Annotated in this window: 16 protein-coding genes and 1 tRNA gene; 9 read left to right on the forward strand and 8 right to left on the reverse strand. The window is 44.8% G+C overall.

Going from position 1 to position 19,756, the window contains the following annotated elements:
• Positions 1 to 655: 655 nt before the first annotated feature.
• The 3 genes from rpoZ to thiC all read left to right on the forward strand — a co-directional run bounded on the left by rpoZ (position 656) and on the right by thiC (position 3,880).
• Positions 656 to 1,054 (forward strand): DNA-directed RNA polymerase subunit omega, encoded by a 399-nt coding sequence (gene rpoZ, locus PGW94_RS00550; protein ID WP_271757396.1) that lies wholly within the window; start codon positions 656 to 658, stop codon positions 1,052 to 1,054.
• Between the two features lie 318 nt (positions 1,055 to 1,372).
• A complete protein-coding gene (locus tag PGW94_RS00555; RefSeq protein WP_271757399.1) occupies positions 1,373 to 2,050 on the forward strand; it encodes a Smr/MutS family protein in 678 nt (225 codons plus the stop codon).
• A gap of 159 nt (positions 2,051 to 2,209) precedes the next feature.
• The gene (gene thiC / locus PGW94_RS00560) at positions 2,210 to 3,880 is read left to right on the forward strand and encodes a phosphomethylpyrimidine synthase ThiC (protein ID WP_271757496.1); all 1,671 of its coding nucleotides are present in this window, start codon (positions 2,210 to 2,212) and stop codon (positions 3,878 to 3,880) included.
• A 304-nt stretch (positions 3,881 to 4,184) separates the two neighbouring features.
• On the opposite strand, the gene coaE is transcribed toward thiC, so the two are convergent.
• Entirely contained in the window at positions 4,185 to 4,871 is a 687-nt protein-coding gene (coaE, locus tag PGW94_RS00565) for a dephospho-CoA kinase (protein WP_271757402.1), read from the reverse strand.
• 618 nt (positions 4,872 to 5,489) lie between these two features.
• On the opposite strand from coaE, the gene PGW94_RS00570 reads away from it, so the two are divergent.
• The 4 genes from PGW94_RS00570 (at position 5,490) to PGW94_RS00585 (ending at position 8,193) form a co-directional block, all read left to right on the forward strand.
• Positions 5,490 to 6,164: an L-threonylcarbamoyladenylate synthase gene (locus tag PGW94_RS00570; RefSeq protein ID WP_271757405.1), complete on the forward strand. Its 675-nt coding sequence runs from the start codon at positions 5,490 to 5,492 to the stop codon at positions 6,162 to 6,164.
• The gene (locus PGW94_RS00575; RefSeq protein ID WP_271757407.1) at positions 6,118 to 6,993 is read left to right on the forward strand and encodes an AAA family ATPase; all 876 of its coding nucleotides are present in this window, start codon (positions 6,118 to 6,120) and stop codon (positions 6,991 to 6,993) included. The genes PGW94_RS00570 and PGW94_RS00575 overlap by 47 nt, the downstream gene beginning before the upstream one ends.
• A 188-nt stretch (positions 6,994 to 7,181) precedes the next feature.
• The gene (locus PGW94_RS00580; protein ID WP_271757410.1) at positions 7,182 to 7,457 is read left to right on the forward strand and encodes an HU family DNA-binding protein; all 276 of its coding nucleotides are present in this window, start codon (positions 7,182 to 7,184) and stop codon (positions 7,455 to 7,457) included.
• A 517-nt stretch (positions 7,458 to 7,974) separates the two neighbouring features.
• Positions 7,975 to 8,193 carry a hypothetical protein gene (locus tag PGW94_RS00585; RefSeq protein WP_271757414.1) on the forward strand — a complete coding sequence of 73 codons (219 nt, stop codon included), beginning with the start codon at positions 7,975 to 7,977 and terminating at the stop codon, positions 8,191 to 8,193.
• A gap of 266 nt (positions 8,194 to 8,459) precedes the next feature.
• Here the strand turns inward: PGW94_RS00585 and PGW94_RS00590 are convergent, their stop codons facing one another.
• On the reverse strand, positions 8,460 to 9,158 hold the full coding sequence (locus tag PGW94_RS00590; RefSeq protein WP_271757417.1) for a pyridoxine 5'-phosphate synthase: 699 nt from the start codon (positions 9,156 to 9,158) through the stop codon (positions 8,460 to 8,462).
• A gap of 163 nt (positions 9,159 to 9,321) precedes the next feature.
• Positions 9,322 to 9,897 (reverse strand): nicotinate-nicotinamide nucleotide adenylyltransferase, encoded by a 576-nt coding sequence (locus PGW94_RS00595; RefSeq protein ID WP_271757420.1) that lies wholly within the window; start codon positions 9,895 to 9,897, stop codon positions 9,322 to 9,324.
• A gap of 223 nt (positions 9,898 to 10,120) precedes the next feature.
• Between PGW94_RS00595 and PGW94_RS00600 the strand changes: the two genes are divergently transcribed.
• Positions 10,121 to 11,131, forward strand: a complete 1,011-nt coding sequence (locus tag PGW94_RS00600; RefSeq protein ID WP_271757423.1) for a hypothetical protein — start codon at positions 10,121 to 10,123, stop codon at positions 11,129 to 11,131.
• 795 nt (positions 11,132 to 11,926) lie between these two features.
• Here the strand turns inward: PGW94_RS00600 and dnaA are convergent.
• From dnaA to PGW94_RS00625, 5 genes are all read right to left on the reverse strand, one after another.
• On the reverse strand, positions 11,927 to 13,360 hold the full coding sequence (gene dnaA, locus PGW94_RS00605; RefSeq protein ID WP_271757426.1) for a chromosomal replication initiator protein DnaA: 1,434 nt from the start codon (positions 13,358 to 13,360) through the stop codon (positions 11,927 to 11,929).
• Positions 13,361 to 13,617: 257 nt separating this feature from the next.
• Positions 13,618 to 14,427 carry an SDR family oxidoreductase gene (locus tag PGW94_RS00610; protein ID WP_271757500.1) on the reverse strand — a complete coding sequence of 270 codons (810 nt, stop codon included), beginning with the start codon at positions 14,425 to 14,427 and terminating at the stop codon, positions 13,618 to 13,620.
• A gap of 61 nt (positions 14,428 to 14,488) precedes the next feature.
• A tRNA-Asp gene (locus PGW94_RS00615) sits at positions 14,489 to 14,562 on the reverse strand.
• A 294-nt stretch (positions 14,563 to 14,856) separates the two neighbouring features.
• Positions 14,857 to 16,317, reverse strand: coding sequence for an Asp-tRNA(Asn)/Glu-tRNA(Gln) amidotransferase subunit GatB (gene gatB, locus PGW94_RS00620; RefSeq protein WP_271757429.1), 1,461 nt, complete (start codon positions 16,315 to 16,317; stop codon positions 14,857 to 14,859).
• The gene (locus PGW94_RS00625) at positions 16,314 to 17,717 is read right to left on the reverse strand and encodes a malonyl-CoA decarboxylase (RefSeq protein WP_271757432.1); all 1,404 of its coding nucleotides are present in this window, start codon (positions 17,715 to 17,717) and stop codon (positions 16,314 to 16,316) included. The genes gatB and PGW94_RS00625 overlap by 4 nt, the downstream gene beginning before the upstream one ends.
• Before the next feature lie 361 nt (positions 17,718 to 18,078).
• Here PGW94_RS00625 and ssb point away from each other — a divergent pair, with 361 nt between their 5' ends.
• Positions 18,079 to 18,549, forward strand: coding sequence for a single-stranded DNA-binding protein (ssb, locus tag PGW94_RS00630; RefSeq protein WP_271757435.1), 471 nt, complete (start codon positions 18,079 to 18,081; stop codon positions 18,547 to 18,549).
• The last annotated feature ends 1,207 nt before the right edge of the window (positions 18,550 to 19,756 follow it).

Below are 19,756 nucleotides of genomic sequence, written 5' to 3' on the forward strand. Positions count from 1 at the left end.
GGCATGAGGCATGAGGCATGAGGCATGAGGCATGAGGCATGAGGCATGAGGCATGAGGCATGTCAGTATATGCTGCTGTCCCACCGAGGCAAGAAGTATGTACTACGAAATCAGCAATGGTCCCCAAAATGGCAGTTCACCACAATGCACTAGTCTTAATAAGTAAGGGCCATGCCTGGTATTGCCCCGTTGTAATCTCCCCTGCTCCCTTGCAGCTGAAGTAAAAATTAGCAAGTAACACGTTATGGCATGTTATCCAAAGCAGGAATGAGGAGAATAACGCAATTTCCTGTCGTGAGTATGACAATGAGATCTCGGCACTACTTGGTATGGGTCGGTACCTAACAAGTTAGTCATGTGCTTCTCCCATGCGCTACAGAACCTGCAGGTATTCCGTTATTAAAATGACCTGCATAGCAACTACGTACCCTTGGATCGATGTTAGCAAACTGGAATACGGTTTCTCGATACTCGATATGTTATTACCTGATTTGCAAAGTTCTTTAACCACGTCCTTCGCATGGGTAAACTCACCCTTTACTGATATCGGTAGAAAACAATTTTGCAGCACAAACCCTGGAGATCATCGATCGTGTTGCATATAACGAATTAAGCGGGTACAATAGCCGGGTTGTTACTTTCTCTACGGTTGGAGATGAATTCTGAAGATAGTAGGTGTTTTACTGGCTACTCCGGCAACAGGTTTAAACTTGTTATCTTGGCCAGCCAGCGGGCTCATGAGCTTAGCTCTGGTGCCACAACTTTGGTTGCCAGACAGGATGACAAGAATACAGTTGTTGCACTGCGTGAAATAGCATCAGGTCATCTGGATCTCTCTGTGGTGTTCGGGTTAGCTGTTCAAAGGTGCAAGAAGTACCTGGAAGAATTCACAAATCCTCGTAGCGTTATGTCTCGTGGTGCGTACCAAGCTACGCATAGAGGGCCCAATCCGTCAGACACGGGCAAAGGGTACGGCGACAAGGGCGCATATCCGGGATTCTTGGATCAAGATAAGTTTCTTTCAGGCAAGGGCGGTAGCCTAGATGGTTTTTAGTCTCGCGTTGGCATAATTTGTTACAGTAGCACCTGAAGTGCAGTTGTTGCGGATTTCGCGTGTTTGCGCGTCGCAGTGCGGTATGGGGTTGCTACTTGTTATGGTGTTGTGTTGGCGGCCTTCTGTGGCGTGTGCCCACGTACCGGGCCAGGCCAAGTATTAGTCATGCATGATGTCTGGAGGGTGCTTCGTGCTTTTCATATCGGGTATCTTCTAAGAACTTTTCTCATACGCGTCGTACGCAATAACAGATAAAATCAAAGCTGACTATTAGGACACTTTGGTTTACTGTACAGTACGTATGGATCAAATCACTCTGTGTCTAGTATTGGTGTTGCGGAATTGGTGATGAATACAGACAACTCCGATGAAGGCTCTGATGACGCATCTTGTTGGGAAGATGTCGAGCGGTATACTCGAAAAATAAACAAAGTAGACAAGGTTACGATTGCCCCACCCAATTTCAGCAAAGTCGGTTGCGAAACCTCAATAAAAACGAGAAAACATGTACAAAGTAACAAGAGCGATGCCTTAAAGGGGCTTAAAATCACTGATAAGATTTTTGATAGACTTTGTGCAGCAAACAGAAGCCTGTATGGGGTAGTTTCTTCAGAACTTGAAACCAGCCGCCACTGCACTGAAGACAGTGGCCTTATTGCTGACATAGATGCTGGGACAAAATCACGAATAGACAGAGGAAGATACCCGATAGCCGCCAGAATAGATTTGCACGGTCTGAGTACAGATGTGGCCTTCGATATGCTTGTAGATTTTATCACTGATAGCTTTGAAGCCCGCCATAAGTGTGTACTAGTTATCACGGGCTGGGGTAGCAAATCCAATGGGACAAGCATTATAAGACAAAACTTGCATAGATGGCTGCAAAGCAGAAATTTGGCAAGACTGGTGCTCTATTACACTCAAGCAAAACCTACTCATGGTGGTAAGGGTGCGTTCTACGTGTTGCTGCGTTCAAAAGGAAAAAGTACGTTATGAGAACGGCCAGAACCCGCTTTTATAGCCAGTCATGCATCTTCAATGTGCGCACCGCATGTGCACTGTATTAGTCGTAGATGAAATAGTAAAAATCTTGATCTTAGTGGTTGTATCGTCGTACCAATAAATATAAGATATGGGGGTCGATATTTCGGTGATATTTTCGTGAATTTTTCTGAAATTTACCCTTCGTCCAGCAAAGTCTATGTTAAAGGCGTTACGTATCCAAACATGAAGGTTGGGATGCGCCAAATTGATATAAGAAATGGAGAGCAGAAGTTTTTAGTATACGACACCGGAGGTCAGTATACAGACAGTTCAGAAAAGGTAGATCCGCGCACTGGCCTGCAGAAGTTGCGAAAGGATTGGATAGCAAATCGGCAAGACACTTGCAGTGTACAGAGAAGTTATGTTGCGGCGGGCAACGCATTGTTGACTGCACACCCTAGTGCAACAGACAAGGTACTTCAAAAGGCAAATGATAAGCAAGCAGTTACACAGCTTTTCTACGCAAAAAATAAAATTATAACCCCTGAAATGGAATACGTTGCGATACGCGAAAATGCGTTAAGAATGCAGGTTCCTGAATCACGGCGCAATAATTCACCGCGTAAGGAGATAACACCCGAGTTCGTTCGGGAAGAAATTGAGCGAGGCAGAGCGGTCATTCCTGCAAACATCAATCATCCGGAATCGGAGCCAATGATAATAGGAAGGAACTTTTTGGTGAAGATTAACGCCAATATCGGTAATTCAGCGGTTCTTTCGGGTGTAGAAGAAGAAGTTGAAAAAATGGCACTGGCCGTAGTTTACGGTGCTGATACAGTTATGGACCTTTCTACTGGGAGCAACATACATAACATCCGTGAGTGGATAATTCGCAATAGCCCAGTTCCTATAGGCACCGTACCGATATACCAAGCCCTCAATAAAGTTAACGGTGTTGCGGAAGATCTAAACTTTGAAGTCTTCAAGGAAACACTTATTGAGCAGGCAGAACAGGGGGTAGACTACTTCACTATCCATGCCGGTGTCTTAAAAGATTATATAGCTCACACACGTGAGCGGACCACAGGTATAGTATCCAGAGGTGGAGCGATAATGGCTCACTGGTGCTTAGCGCATAACAAAGAAAATTTTCTCTATGAACACTTTGAGGAGATATGTGAGATCATGCGTAGCTATGATGTAACATTCTCTCTGGGGGATGGCTTAAGACCAGGGTCTATTGATGATGCTAATGACACGGCGCAGTTTTTAGAGCTTCAGACTCTAGGTGAGCTTGTTAAGGTAGCAAGATCACATGATTGCCAAGTCATTGTTGAAGGACCTGGTCACATCCCTATGCATTTAATAGAAGAAAATGTTCGAAAGCAGCTTGATATTTGTGATGAAGCACCATTTTACACTTTAGGCCCTCTAACAACGGATATTGCTCCCGGTTATGATCACATTACTAGCGCAATAGGTGCTGCAATGATCGGATGGTACGGTACAGCCATGCTGTGCTACGTAACACCGAAAGAGCATTTGGGTCTACCAAACTTAGAGGACGTAAAAGCGGGCGTTATGGCTTATAAAATTGCTGCACATGCAGCTGATCTTGCAAAAGGTAACCCCTCAGCATCTGCTAGAGATTATGCCCTAAGTCAGGCTAGGTTTGACTTCCGATGGAACGATCAGTTTAACTTATCTATAGATCCTACAACTGCACGGGTTCTACATGATGAATCTCTCCCTGGAAAGGGTGGAAAGACAGCAAATTTCTGTTCTATGTGTGGACCAAAGTTTTGTTCCATGAAGTTGAGTAAGGCGTTACAGCAGTCATAGCATATGCCTGTCGATATGAGCTTTTAGAAGAAACAGAAGCGACTTTGCATCTATCCTGAACAGAACTGTGAAAAAACATCGCGTAGCTTTTGCAGCTCAAGAACAGTGTTACTTAACGTTTTGTCACATTGTCCTAACTATGGATTTCAACATACATAATCCCTTCTCAGCAACAGGGTTCGCATATCGGGCGTAGCTAGTTGTCCCAAATCTTCGTTGCTTCATACGATCGCGAGTGCAGCTACTCTCGCGAAGCTGGTTACATACGTGACTCTCACACGATGTTGATAACCCGAAATTTCTGCTACTGCATTGCAGCATAGACCAGCGTTTGGCTAATGCTTCTACTGCCAAAAGAGGGAGTAAAACTGGAGTACCTAACATGATGCGAACCCATTCCGTAATCTACGCACGTCTGTTTTATTATACGCAAAACACTCAACGAGGTTTCCCTAAGGCACCCACTGGTATTTACACAAAAATCCGCCCAATTGCGTCTTTTTTCAATACTAACCTGCCTCGAAAGGAGCACACTTATATTCCTATCTGACATACCACGAGCACTAAGCCTCCTACGCTGGACCCATAGACTAGAGCTCACATGCACAATAGCATCACAACATCTCCAAAAACCCTCTTCCATTAACAACGGAATGTCCAAAATCAAATATCTCACCCCTACCCTTCTGCAGTTTAGCACCATCTTCTTTTGCCTATGCAGAAGCTTTTTATAGATTACGGATTGCAGCTCACGCCATTTTGAATCGTACACAAGAAAATGACTGACAAGACTTTCCCTTGAAATACGTCCATCGCATACTGAATCTGGGAAATACTCTTGAACAAGATTTATCACGCGAATATCCTTCTCGTACATCAGGTGCACTTCCTTGTCAGCATCGAACACCGCAGCGTTACTTAACCCTGCAAACATGGCTGCAACTGTGGTCTTTCCTGAGCCAGATCCACCGCTGAGCCCTAGAATTATCATCTCCTACCTTTATAGTTAACAAGAGTACACAAACTATAAGCTCATCCTAGCAGGAGCTATAGTGTTTACAAACAGAAAACGCCTCTCTAGTATTGGTATTTAGCATAGATATATGCTTTTTTTCTTTCCAAGCGTGCAAATCTCAATAATGACTTCGCGTTTTAATACGAAGAAAACCTCTCGTCTTATTCACAGTATTGCCATACCACCCGTAGTATACACTTGGATCGTGCCCTGTAGACCTTTGATCTTCTATCAGAGAAGATAATGCTGCGGAAAATACTCAAGGCGCTATGTAGACTAGAAAAGGCCCATTCTACCCTAAGGTTTTATCCGTGCTACGGGTAGAATTCATCATTAATGTGTACGACATCTACGCATGAAAACTGTCCTTTTTTCGATATAGTGAGTCCTGCACTTGCCGTGAATGCTCATTTACGTGTCCAATTATTGTAAAACTTACGAAATATGTACCTATTCAACGCTACGGTCTCATCTTTTTTCCACTTCACCGTAGCACCTACAACGTGTCCTTTATACGCCTCCCACGCAGCAATGCAAAAAGTATCGTGGTGTTTTGTTAGCAAAAGAAATATACTTAGATCATCCCCGCACCATGTGCAACCGGGGTATGTCTCTGTAATTAAGGAAGAAGTGCTAGAGAAGGTTGTATGTGCGCTAAGGCGCGGTGAACTCGTCTGCTTTCCTACCGAGACTGTCTATGCCCTGGCATGCAGCGCGCTTTGCGAGAGTGCCGTACACAGGTTGTATGAAGTAAAACAGCGTGAACCGGAAAAACCATTCTCCATCATGCTGAGTGATGCAAAGCAGATTCGTGAGTTCGCAGACGTGCGGAACTGCGATATGGAGATAGTGAATGTTCTTTCTCCAGGACCCGTAACATTCATACTGCCTATAAGCTCCACACAAAACTTGCCAAGAGGTTTCTTCAAGGATACCCTGGGGGTGAGAATACCTGACCATGCACTGGCACGCGAGGTGCTTAAGAGGTTTGAGTACCCAGTGGTGGCCACGAGTGCCAACTTGTCAGGCATGCACAGTGCTGCGCGTGCTTCTGATGTTCCTCACGAAATTCGGAAGAGTGTTGCTGAGTTTTTGGAGGATGACAGCTCCGTCAACGGTGTATGCTCGACCGTGTTTGAGGTCGCGTCACGCAAGATACTTAGGAATGGTATGTTGACGAAGCAGAAGATTCTCAATGCTATTGGTATTGCGGAAAAACAATATGGACTCGATAGTGGGGCATGTCTCACAAAAGAAAGCTCTTCGTGAAAACCCAGGGGTAAGTACATGGCTCCTGTGTGGTAAACGAGGCATTGGAAAAGCAAGCTTATCTCACGCCTTTGCAAGACATGTGACCCATGCTAGTGATCTTGAAGCACACCCTGATGTTATAATTATAGACAACGACTCCGCGCCTATAGGCATAGACAAAGTTAGAAGAATGAAAAACTTTTTACATATGTCTACAGTCAGTGCTGATCGTAAGGTTGCCATCTTGGACAGCGTTGATGGACTCAGCGACAATACCATGAATTCCATGCTGAAGGTCCTCGAGGAGCCTCCAAAGAATTCCTTAATACTCCTCATTAGTCACAACGTGCACAATGTCCCTATCGTCATTAGATCACGGTGCGTTGTGCTTAACTTCCACGAGTTATCTGATGATGAAACACAACATATTGTAGGGCTTAACTTCCCCGGTATGAATGTTGAGAAGAAGGCAGTGGTTTTGTATCCTGGTGTTCCTGGCATGGTTACCTGTGACATAGAAAAAGAAATATCTCTATACGAAAGCTTTGTCTCTACAATTCGCACGGGCGCAATACCTAACAATGCGGAATCGGTGCTATCGACTGACATACCAATACACAAAGTTGAGTATTTAGCGTTAAAAGCTATGCATGATACTATTAGTAACACGCTAAAGTTGCAAAAAGACAACAAAAAGCTGAATTGTATACCTCACATGCTAGAGCGGTACTTCAAGGCACAAGAGATTTTCACTATTTCTAGAAAACTGCAAGTGCACAAGGCTGCAACTATATATCGGATAACCGAGATTATGACACGACTTACAGTAGGTTATAAGGAGAATTGACCGTATAAAGCAAAACCTACAGGGAATAATATCTATACTGTTTAGCAGTGTGTACCTGTGTCACTTTGTAGCAAAAAGTCATCCATGCTTAATAATACGTTAGTTAATGGCGACGAATTTAGTTGACTATGCCAACCAACCTAATATCCTAGGTCCGATTAACTTATGTCGAGTTAGGAGTTTTACTTATGAGCAAGGAGATCATAGTAAGGGCGTTAATGTCGGGTTTGGGATTTACGAAGAAGGATTCGAGTAGCGCGTACGATGTGGTGATGTCGGCTATCAAAACAGCGCTGGAGACTAACAATTCAATCCGCCTTCATAATGTTGGAACACTACACGTGATTCAATGTGCAGAGAAGAAATACCACAACCCTAAAACCGGTCATTTGGAAACATTGCCTCCAAAAAGGCGCGTACGATTCAGATCTAGCAGGAAGTTACTCGATACGGTAAATGTATAGAGCGCATTGCGTGCGGGTTGGAGCTTGGCGTTCTTAGGTGTGTGTGTTTCTCTGTAGTTTTGTTGTGTTTTGACACTGGGATACTGCGCCATTAGGTGTTAGAGGGTTTTGTTCCCGTGGGGGTGTGTTTTTGGTGCTGGTCTGCGGGTGTCCCTTGTTTGGTGTGTGTAATTTCCGCGTTTGGTTTCAGCTCGCATAGTATGCGTGGGTGTAGCGAGTACTTACCGTGCTGAGGATAGGACGCATATAGATGTGTCATAACGTGGCTGGTGTGTACATGGAGTATCTGTACTGAAAGCTGATGGCGGAGATGTACCTGTTTTTTAGCCTTGTTGACAACAAAGGGTTTATTAGGACATGTACTGGCCTTGTGACTTATGTAACATAGGGCGTACCGTGTGCTTGTGTTGATAAAGAGGGGGCATCAGAAACAGGATACGTTCTATATGATATGGACTAGGCTACGCTTGACGTAAGGGTTTGGGGTTGCTGTTATCGTCTGCCGATAGACTACGCTATGTTGAACTTGTTTCTAATAGCAGAAAATACGTCCTACGGGAGTGAGAAGTTTTTTTGGCGCCGCCAAGAAAATGTGCTGAAACAAAGTATTCGGATTGTTGATTTAAATGAATACGACGCAGATGTATTGTTGTGGACTGAGGAAGTCTACAGAGGCTTTGCGTTTGAGGCGTTACTGTGTACTCGTAGTCCTATAGTCACTCGGTACGTAAGATGACGTTACAAAGCCGATTTATACAAAGTTACTTGATAATTATCTGTGGTTATTTGGCTTAAGATTTGAAAATTCAGTGATAGTTTCGGCCTTCTATTGATACTAAAACCTTCTCCTAGGAAAATACTGCTGCATATCTCTGTTTTACACTCGGTTTGTGCTGAGTAACCCCACTGTTGGCTGTCTATGTGGTAAGGCTACACGTGGCACACCGGACTAATTTTTGTTGCCAGCTTTGTCGCGGAAAACTTACAGCTTATTTGCGATAATCAGCTCGTTATAATAGCTTTCATCTTTCCAACTGCATTAGCCATACCATGAAGTACAGCCTCACATACTATGAAATGGCCTACGTTAATTGCTGTTATGTGGCGCAACTTGGATAATTGGACAGCTGCACCATAATCTATCCCATGTCCAGCGTGGCACTCTATCCCCTTTGAATAACATAATTCAGCTGCTTTTGTAATTCTGTCAAATTCGTCAGAGCTGCGAGTCCTGCAATACTCGCCTACGTGCAGCTCTATCTTATCAACACCTAACCTACTCGCGATTTCTATCTGCTCAGAATACGGATCTAGAAATAACGTCACCTTTATACCGTGCCGTTGCAGTTCCTCGACTATAGCAGGCTCGTTTTCAAGAACTTTAGCGTCAAGACCAGATTCTGTTGTTACTTCTTCACGTTTCTCTGGAACAATACAGACGTACTCGGGCCTGATTTCCTTAGCAATTGTTATCATCTCATCTGTTGCGGCCATTTCCAAATTTAGTGGAGCGGTAACATCACGTCGTAGCTCGTGGAGATCTCCATCACGTACATGCCGTCTATCCTCGCGTAGATGGACAGTTATGAAATCAGCACCGTTATCTACTGCGACTCTCGCTGCTTCTACAATACTAGGATATGTTGTACCCCTTAAATTCCGTAGCGTTGCAACATGATCAACATTCACACCTAACAGCACCGCAGCCTCCTCCTATCGCTTGTACTCGACCTTTATGTACGAAATTTGTTTCACCATGTCCATATGACAATGCTTCTAAACAACACTCGAGTTAACATTTGTTATATCTATATTGTTTATCGGCACATTACGACTCCCTGGCAACACAATTGTGCTGTGCTTCCTAGTGCGGTGATGGAAAATTCTCAACTCTCAAACCGCATCTTATGCTCGTTGATGTTTCTGTGTTAGTTTTTGTTCTTATAACGCACCAGCCGAACCTCGCGTTGCACAAAACCTCACTACATACCACAGGTATTCGTGGCACTAAGGATGCTACTTTCTTATGCATTACACAATACATGTATCCCGGGCGCTCTAGAAAGACTATAGGAACCATGGCAGAAAAATCCGAAAATCGATGCCACATGTGCATTGTTGCCATATTGTCCGTTCCACATAGCCATACAAACTTTATGTGCGGATACCTTTGTTGACATGTTCTAACAACGTCATACGACCTTGAGCTGCCTATATCCGCTATCCGCATGCCTGCGTGGCGTGACACCATGTTCTTCACAAGCTCTTTTCTCTTAGAAAAACTGTACATGGCCTCTGGCTTCAGATGGTTCCTCCCGGTAACGACCCACCACACACCACCAAGTTTGAGCCGCTTCATCAGGGTAGTAGCCACGTGAAGATGCCCCTCATGAGGGGGATCAAACGTGCCACCATATATGCCTATGTACACTTTCTGCATCCCTATAAGCCACCTTCGTGTATATACTCTTGACAGTCATATGTCACGTATTCATAATTATTAACAGCGCTGGTTCAGGAGCGTACGTAGTTCGCCGCAGTACGGGCTAGTCGCCTGTCTGGTTTGTTTAATGTCTTAAGGTATGGTATACTGTTCGGCACCTTGATAAAGTGCTATGCTAGCCGTCCCGCGTGTTTTGTTGCACTTCCAGCGAGGTTTCGTTGTGTCCACTGATAAGAATTTTTCACTCCGTAAGAATGGCTTGGCTTTGGGCGCTGAGCGTCTTGCCAGCGTATGTAAGCGTACAGACGACTTCGTCGATGGCGAGGTAGATAGAGCCACGCTTGAAATGCTTAATGAAAAGATTGCTTCGTTGCAGAGTTCCGGAAGTGCTGATAGTGCGCTTCTAGCACGCGCTCTAGCTGATGAGAATTCTCCTAAGCGCCATGAGGGCCTTATCGTTTGCCGTACAGAATTCGTCAATACGACGCTCCGTCGTGCTCTTGAGTCCTGCTATGGCAAGAGCAAGACCAACACGCTGTATGACTTTATGCACCGCAACGGCTCTGGCAGACTGGAACGTGAACGCATAGCCATAGGTATGTACAAGCTACATTACGTGGACGAGGCAAGGTCATTCATCTCGGGCCTGAAAGATAAGGAGTTGGAATATTTCCTAACTCTGGTCAACTCAGCTTCTAACGCACCATTGGTCAGCCATGATAAGGAGACTGTCCGTGCGTACCAACGAGAAAACAAGTTTGCATGCGACAAGGCTTCACTTACTGAAAAGATACTATCTGCTTTCGTACCTGATGCCTCAGGCGGTGTTTCCGCTGTGATGTCCGCTACTATGGAGTTCTTTAAAGAAAAAATGAACCTTAAAGGAAAGGATGAACAAAGCACCGACGAGGTTTGTATTGAGCTATTAACATCTCCTCTAGGTCTAGTTATGATGCTACTTGTTTCTTGCGTCACCGGAGGCACTGGTTTGGTAGCTGCTATGCTGCCTGCATACGCAGCCTGGAATACATTTAGTAACGTGAAAAACCTGACGTCTGAGACGAAAGACGCCACGGACATTCACGATTTGACGTCGGGTGCTAATGCTGCAAGGCTTGTTACAACTACTGACAGCGACTTTAAACAACCAAAAGACATAAGTAGCTACATTACTGAGACAAATACCGAAAAGTACGCTGCATCTCGTACACGTGGCGTCGGTTCACGGTAGATTTTTACTCTTCGGAGAATGCGAACTCTCAGCGCGCATGGCTTTCTCCTTTAGGATATCACGCATCATATGTTTTGTGTTTGGCATCTCTGCGGTTGCCACGCTCCAAAGTAGCGTCCGACAGATCTGAGTATCGTTCTGTTCGTTGCTACGGTACGGCATGCTTTGTACTCCGGATTCACTGATGTAATTTCAGCAATATAGCTGCCCCCGTTTTCATTTTTCCAAGATGTGGTGCCTGCACTACAAAGTCTGTTATTGCATCGGTACTTGTTCTTGCGTTTTTCTCGTGCAGAACACAGTTTTTAGAAAATGAAACCTGCAATTCACATACACGCGCTACCCAGATTTGAATGTCTAAGTCAGAAAAGGTTCATACGACTTATTGCGGAACCTAAATGCGTTGCATATTCCGCTAAATTTGTAGCATACCACTCTGTACACGATGACAGTTTTTTCATAACTGCATACTAGGACTCAATCGCCACGTTGCATTACTCGGAACCTTATAAAGAGTCGTTTATATGTCTCTAAAGCAAGCTATTGTTCCGGAAAAACAGGCCGTGAAAACGTGCTACACGCCCACTGCATCCCGTACACTTTGAACAACTCACCAGTTCAAAGCACAACACGACGATATAGCACATCCTCTGTCCACAGACACTGAGCACTTGCTGTCCACTCGGATAAACCCTTAACCGCAGACCATAGTTGACGATGAAAAACGAGCACAATGCCCCAAAAACACCGGGACATCTGGCGGTTAACTAAACAACGACAGACTAATTTAGCACGCTACCTGAGCATCCTTATCAGCAGACTAATATCACCCGCAAGCTTAGCATCGTTATCTATAAATTTCTCTATCTGTTTAACTGCATGGATAACCGTAGCGTGATCACGACCACCAAAGCACTTACCTATATCTGGAAGGCTCTTCTGCGTAAGCCTTTTTGCAAGATACATTGCTATCTGACGCGGCCGCGCCAGAGCGCGCAACCTCCTCGAAGAGTGCATATCTTCAAGTTTTATGCCAAAAAATTCCGCTACTTTCTTCTGAATCGCATCAATCGTAACAAGCCTATGATTAGCTCTCAGCAGATCAGACAAAATATCACTAGCAAGCTCGACCGTAACACTACTACCCACAAGAGACGAGTGCGCTACAACCTTGTTTAAAGCACCCTCGAGCTCTCTAATGTTGGACTTTATGTTCTTTGCCAAAAACTCTAGCACCTCATTAGGAACACGTATCCCCATTTTCTCTACTTTGAGCTGCAAAATACCCAATCTGAGCTCAAAAGTGGTCTCATTAATGTCTGCAACAAGGCCCCAGCCCAACCTAGACTTTATCCTATCTTCAACACCATCAAGGTCACTTGGGGACCTATCTGCGGAGATCACTAGCTGCTTACTCTGGTCTATAAGCGCATTGAATGTATGGAAAAATTCCTCCTGCGTACCATCCTTTCCACTTATGAACTGCACATCATCCACCATCAAGATGTCAACAGAGCGGAACTGCTCCTTAAACAACATTATGTCCTTACTACGAAGCGCCGTAACGTACTGGTACATGAACTTCTCCGCAGACAAATACGCAATCTTCCTCTTCGCAGAAGCTCCCAACACATACCACGCTATTGCGTGCATAAGATGAGTCTTGCCCAGACCCACGCCACCATACAAAAACAGAGGATTACTGCCAGGAATGGGCTCCGACGATTCTGCGACCCGCCTGGCTGCCGCAAACGCAAGCTCATTAGGCTTACCAACAACAAAATTATCGAAGGTGAATCTGGGATCCAACGGAGAACTTAGGTTCTCATAGGTACTTGCCGCTACAGCCGGTGCTGAAGTGGATTCCTGCCTCGCCGCCTGATGACCATTTGCAACATGGAAGGTGCTTGCATCAGACACCCCACTATCTGCAACACAAATATCAACACAGTAAACCGAACTATTCTCACTCTGCCAATATTTCAGAATCCTGTCCAAGTAATGTACTAGAATCCACTCTTTAATAAATCTGGTGGGCACGAAAAGAACCACCTTACCATTTTCGTAGCCAGAATACGACAAGGAGCTAAGCCAGCTGTCATACACGGCGCTACCATAGAAGTCTCGTAACTTTTCCTGAATGCTCCGCCATGCGGAACGACCGTCGTGCGCGCGACCCTCGTCCACAACACCAACACTACAATCAGCAGCCCCGGAACTACCTATCATAACAACGAACCCAAATCACACAAACCCCGACTACTCACCTATTTTCGATATCCATGCACAAGCACAGACTACCAGCCCTTCACCACATTGCCGCGGAAAACATCTCACATGGTCCGCGTAAAATTGCAAAAATATTTCTCGCTAACATCCCCAGCCGGCAACGAACCCTTGCCAACACACAAGATGCACCACCAAAGTCTTGGAATACAGTAGGAACACACACCCCAAACCTCCTCAAAGGCCCAAGCACCCAACAACTATGACCCTTCTTTGACCCGACTTATATCAGGAGCATCAACAGCTTTCATACCTACCACGTTGTACCCACAGTCCACATGCAGAATTTCCCCGGTAGTACCCTTACCCAAATCGCTAAGAAAGTACACAGCTGCACCGCCTACTTCATCAAGGCTAGTATTACGCTTCAGCGGAGAGTTGTACCTATTCCACGTAAGTATGTAGTGAAAGTCGCTAATACCTGAAGACGCCAAAGTCCTCACAGGACCGGCAGAAATAGCATTCACCCTAATCTGCCGTTGCCCTAAATCAACTGCCAAATATTTCACACTGGCTTCCAAGGCAGCTTTACACACACCCATCACATTATAGTGAGGAACAACCTTCTCAGCCCCATAGTAAGAAAGCGTTAAAATGCTGCCACCGTTCACCATAAGTGGCTCTGCCTTGCTTGCAACATAAGTGAGTGAGTAACAAGATATGTGCATAGATGTCAGAAAATTCCCAAGCGTGGTGTCGACATACCTACCCTTGAGCTCATTTTTGTCGGAGAATGCTACAGCATGTACAACGAAGTCCAGACCTCCCCACTCCTTGGCCAGCACGTCAAACATATTGTCTACAGATTCTGCAACAGCAACGTCGCACGGAATTGTTAAATTCACACCAAGAGACTCCGCGAGAGGATCTATTCTCTTCTTGAAAGACTCTGAAAGGTACGTTATCGCTACCTCGGCACCCTGAGCACATACCGACTTGGCAATGCCCCATGCTAGGGACTTGTCATTCGCAACCCCGATGATGACTCCCCTCTTTCCCTCCATGAGCATACCGGTACGCACAATCCACCCGTAATTCTCAACAAAAAACCATGCACTTAAAAAAACACCGCGGGAGCGACGAGACTCGAACTCGCGACCTCAAGCGTGACAGGCTTGTATTCTAACCAACTGAACTACACCCCCACGGACCAAGCGAAATGCTACTGGCTTACACCGTCATTGTCAATCACAGTTTTGGTAACAAATACAAATTGATAAGTACTCTACTATCACGTCCGTATATAGTATCTAGCTGAGAAAATTAACACCAATGGAAGAAGCTATGGTAATTGTTAAAAATGCAACCATATATGCTAATTCTCTGCCAAACAGGAATAAAACGGGCACAAGATCACCACATAGGATGGAAGCTAGTTGTTGCAGAAATAACACATCTGCGCTTCCTTTTTAGGGTAAACACAGAGTTCGCATCATTACTCATTTTTGATCAAGCTTACTCTTCATAAGAGCATTCACCATATCGGGATTGGCCTTCCCTTTTGTTTTTTGCATAACCTGACCGACAAAATACCCAAACAGCTTTTCTTTCCCTTGCTTATACTGTAGCACCTTATCGAGGTTCTGCTCGATCGCTTCATCCACAACAACACTCAGCGCTGATTCATCAGATATCTGCTGCAGGCCCTGCTCTTCCACTATGGCCTCTGCATTACGCCCCGTTTCGAACATAATCGCAAACACTTGCTTTGCCAGCTTACCAGAAATTGTTCCCTTCACTATTAAAGACAGTAACTCACTAAGCGCATCAGCCCCTATAGGAGACTCTCCTATATCTGTTCCACGCTTATTCAATGCGCCAAAAAGTTCACCCGTCACCCACGATGCAGCCAATTCAGCGGGCAAATTATGCTCAATTACCCTATCAAAATACTCGGAAATGTCTTTATCTGAAGATAGAATAGCTGCATCATACCTAGACAAGGAGAGATCTCTCATATACCTCGCCATTTTCTCCATGGGCAACTCTGGTATAGACGCCTTTATCTCATCTATAAACTCCTCTGTAATCTTAAGTGGAAGCAAATCAGGATCTGGAAAGTAGCGATAATCACACACATCTTCCTTACTTCTCATTGTTCTAGTGGTACCTGTTTCTACATCGTAGAGCAGGGTACTTTGCTCCAACTTTCCACCACTTTCCAATACCTCTACATGCCTGCAAGCTTCGTACTTTATGGCCTGAGCTACATACTTTATAGAATTCAAATTCTTGATCTCGGAACGAACACCCAATCCACTTTCACCCACCCGTCTCACCGAGACATTTGCATCACAACGCAGGGCCCCATTCTCCATATCTCCACTACATGTCCCGATACATCTCAAGATCATACGTAGCTTCTTCAAATATTCAGCAGCTTCCTCATGAGAACGTAAATCCGGCTCCGTCACTATTTCCATAAGAGCAACGCCCGCCCGGTTAAAGTCAAGACAAGTCCTCTCACCGACATGCATACTCTTACCAGCATCTTGCTCGAGATGAATGCGTGTTATGCCTATCTTCTTGCCATCAGCGGTCTCATCAAGAATTATGTGGCCATCTCTTGCTATAGGATGGTAAAACTGCGTTATCTGATATCCTGAAGGCAGATCAGGATAAAAGTAGTTCTTCCTATCAAAAACAGAATACCTATTTACTTCACATGACAGCGCCAGAGCAGTTTTCACAGCTTGTTTTATACAGTACAGGTTTGTTACTGGAAGCATTCCAGGCATGGCAATATCCAACAGCGCAACCCGGGTATTCGGCTCATTGGTTACACATGCCGACGCTGGAGAAAACAACTTACTCTCCGATGTAACCTGTGCATGAACCTCCAACCCAATGACCATTTCCCAGTCAAATCGGTTACCCTTTATTGTACCAGACGCGCTCAACCTGCACCCTCCCTTCTCTTAGTGTTCTTTAAAAGCGCAGCAACTTCCTTAGAGTATATCACCTTACCGTGCACAACATAAGCCTCGTAGTTATCATCAATCCTATTCGGCTCATAACTGTAGTTTACCATTATACCAAGCGAGCTACTTAAACCCTTTTGCGAACTATCTGCCATCCAGTTCAGTCTCCGAATAGACGCACCGTTGCTAAGATGAAAATGCGCAACAGGATCTATAACTCGACTGCCACTCTGAGTACTGAGATAGCGCGCACATAACTTCAGAAACAGCCCCTGACACACAAGGGGAATACACCGCGCATCGCTATTTATGGAATCTACATACTGCATGAGGGTTTCTGCAGAATATATCACGCCCATATCACGTAGAGCCACATCACCCTCAGATAAAATGCCCGTCAACCACCTGACAAAGCCGGGTATGGGTGATAGAGTCGCATAGGTGCCTATGTTGTCAAACTCGCTGGAAAGCATACTGACAACCCTTTTGATCAAAAAATTTCCGAGGTTAATGCCAACAAGCCCCACCTGGGTATTGGAAATAGAATAGAATATAGCAACCTTAGCATCACGAGGATCCTTTTTTGGAACACTATCATCCAACAACTCCTGGACATTATCTGCGACGTCGTCTACCAACGCAACTTCGACAAAAATTAGCGGTTCTCGCGGCATTTTGTAGTGGAAAAACGCGAAGCACCTGCGATCAGAGTCCAACCTGTGTCTTAAATCTTCCCATGAGGAAATCGCGTGAACGGCCTCATAAAATATCAACTTCTCTAGCATAGACGCTGGAGAATCCCACGTTATGTGACGAAGCTCCAGTAGCCCAACGTCAAACAGTGAAGAAAGTACATTCTTCAAATCTCTTTCCAATGCGAAAAAGCTTTTGCCCTTCCTCGTTAGCGTTATTACATCCGCCCTCATGTCTACCAAGAATTTTACACCCTCTTCTAGAGACATAAACTGCTTGAGAATGCTTAGCCTGGGTGAAGACAAGGCAGAAGCCAGATCAAATCTTAGCTTCTCTTCAAGGGAATCATCGGTATTTTCAATATACCTACTAACCCTGTCTTCTATCTCCTCTCGCTTGGAGCTGAAATGATCGTTAAGTAGACACAAAAATCGTGTCTTTCCCACCTCAGACAATTGCAAATACAGATTCCCAAGCGATATTGTGTTGTGCCTCGCCTTAACCTCACCCCCTTTGGGGTTAACACATTCATGCATCCTACTCAGTAGCTTGTCTACGTCTTGGCTGCGCGACAAGTCTTTGCTGATATTACCAACCCACGAAAGCACCACATCCGTCACCTCGTCGATGACTCGCGCCACACTGCTTAGGGTCCTGTATTTTATCCTCGATAGGGAGTTTTCCACCCGACTAGAACGGCTAGTTCAACATAGCGGATACTATAACATTTGTAGGATTACGTCTATACCAAAATTCCCACCAATGCCCCAAAATTTTACCAGTTATTACCAGAATATTTATGCGCACAGCAGATCTTTGAGAACTCTATGGGGTTACCCATCTTAATTTATAGTGTGTACACAGGCTAGTACTACATCACATAACCAGTAAAACACATTTTTATTATACATAAGGACAAAATACTTGAAATACCCAAACATTACAGCGCAATAGCCGGCATCTCCGATTTTCCCAATCGATAACAAAAACTTGAATTAAATTCATTGGAAGATTAGTATTACCGGTGCTTTTAATTTTTTAGCGTATATGTCTTCACTGGGAATCAATAAGGTCATCTTGATAGGTCACCTGGGAAAGGACCCTGACATCAGGGTAATGCAAAATGGCAAGGAAATGGCTAGCTTCTCCTTGGCAACGTCTGATAGTTGGCTGGACAAAACTTCTGGTAATCGTACAGAAAAGACAGAGTGGCACAATGTCGTGGTGTTCAGCGAGGGGTTAGTAAAGGTAGTAAAAACCTGCGCAAAGAAAGGTAGCAAGGTATACCTTGAAGGGTCTCTACGTACAAGAAAGTGGACGGACCAGAATAACAACGACAGATATGTAACAGAGGTGGTGCTTCAGGGCTTTAACTCCGCGTTGTGTCTGCTAGACCCCAAGGGTATGACTGGGCATGACATTCCTACCGATTGCGCACCTGCAGACATCGCAGCAAGTGACGGCAGCCTAGGTGGGGCGGACTTTCTTGACCCCGACGTGGATGAGATTCCATTCTAGTAGTCGCCGCATACTAGTTTTTCCTACTGTTGCTGAGCTACCTAGTTGTTGTGGGGCGTCTGTGCATTGTTTAAGTTATGCTGTGCAGACTCCGTAAAGGTGACAGGTTGCCCGTTCTTGCGCAGGGTGTGCTCCTTCCCCGCCCCGCAAGGTTTTTACGCGCCGTTTTCAAGCAAGCCAAAAAACCACATGCTACATATCTCTACTTTTGCAATACGGTCTTGATGTTATGTTGTTCGGACTCGTAGGCAAACTAAGCGCAAAAGGCTGAAAATCTTGCACTGCAACCCAGCGTATAGCGCATTGTAGCTAGGAAGCTGCAACACTCACTCGTGAATCCATCCGCAGACAATAAGCATGCGTGCATATCTCGCATTTACGTTACGTAAACAAGCAAGTTTTGTTGAGTACTGCAAACAAATACGCAATATTTCACTACATGAGCATTCAGAAAAAACGTGGCTACAGTCATACTGTATGCGTAACTACCACCTGTAGGAAATACTTCCCGCAAAACATGCGCCAGCACAATGGATGCTACGGTTGATAATCTCATTGTATCAAATTTTCGCGCTTGCAAAGCTGCACAACCTCAACAAAGTTGTCAATATCAACTTGATAGCGCTACTTAGAATACCGTAATCCGCGTAATGGCCTCGAAACACAAATGGAAATACTACAAATGCATACTGTACGAGAGTTTATGCGGATGAAAAGCAATCCATATTGACCATCCTTCCGCTATGTAGCGGGTCAGTGAGTATTAAGATTTACCACATATTGCTGTAGCGCGAACGACCCTGACAGAATAACTATGAGCAGTTGCCCAATAGCATGGTGTGATAATAAAAATTACATTACTGCCATTAATAGCTGCTCCCATCTTGAAATTTTATATTCACACCTTTCAGTCCTGCCACCTAACCAAAAAACTACGTAAAAATATCGGAATCGAGACAATTACGCCCACTGCGACGCCCGGTGTATGACCACTTATACAAGATGCCAATCTGAATCTTATAGACAATGCACAATTTGATAAACTTCACACCGTAGTACCAGGCAAATCGCACAGATCCTTTGGCTATGCAGGAAATAGTAGACGAGCTTTACACATTTCGACAATACCACCAATATGCCAGTAATATACCAGTGCGCTTAGGGCTGCTTACATTTTCAAAGCGTAGCACCTAAACTCTGCATGGCA

This window comes from Candidatus Anaplasma sp. TIGMIC, assembly GCF_028204095.1.
GTDB lineage: Bacteria > Pseudomonadota > Alphaproteobacteria > Rickettsiales > Anaplasmataceae > Anaplasma.

Excerpts from the sequence above, each read along its gene's own strand:
- ssb (WP_271757435.1), top strand. The coding sequence starts at position 18,079 with ATGTCTTCACTGGGAATCAATAAGGTCATCTTGATAGGTCACCTGGGA.
- dnaA (WP_271757426.1), bottom strand. The coding sequence starts at position 13,360 with ATGATAGGTAGTTCCGGGGCTGCTGATTGTAGTGTTGGTGTTGTGGAC.
- PGW94_RS00610 (WP_271757500.1), bottom strand. The coding sequence starts at position 14,427 with ATGCTCATGGAGGGAAAGAGGGGAGTCATCATCGGGGTTGCGAATGAC.
- PGW94_RS00580 (WP_271757410.1), top strand. The coding sequence starts at position 7,182 with ATGAGCAAGGAGATCATAGTAAGGGCGTTAATGTCGGGTTTGGGATTT.
- coaE (WP_271757402.1), bottom strand. The coding sequence starts at position 4,871 with ATGATAATTCTAGGGCTCAGCGGTGGATCTGGCTCAGGAAAGACCACA.
- PGW94_RS00585 (WP_271757414.1), top strand. The coding sequence starts at position 7,975 with ATGTTGAACTTGTTTCTAATAGCAGAAAATACGTCCTACGGGAGTGAG.
- PGW94_RS00595 (WP_271757420.1), bottom strand. The coding sequence starts at position 9,897 with ATGCAGAAAGTGTACATAGGCATATATGGTGGCACGTTTGATCCCCCT.
- PGW94_RS00575 (WP_271757407.1), top strand. The coding sequence starts at position 6,118 with ATGGACTCGATAGTGGGGCATGTCTCACAAAAGAAAGCTCTTCGTGAA.
- rpoZ (WP_271757396.1), top strand. The coding sequence starts at position 656 with ATGAATTCTGAAGATAGTAGGTGTTTTACTGGCTACTCCGGCAACAGG.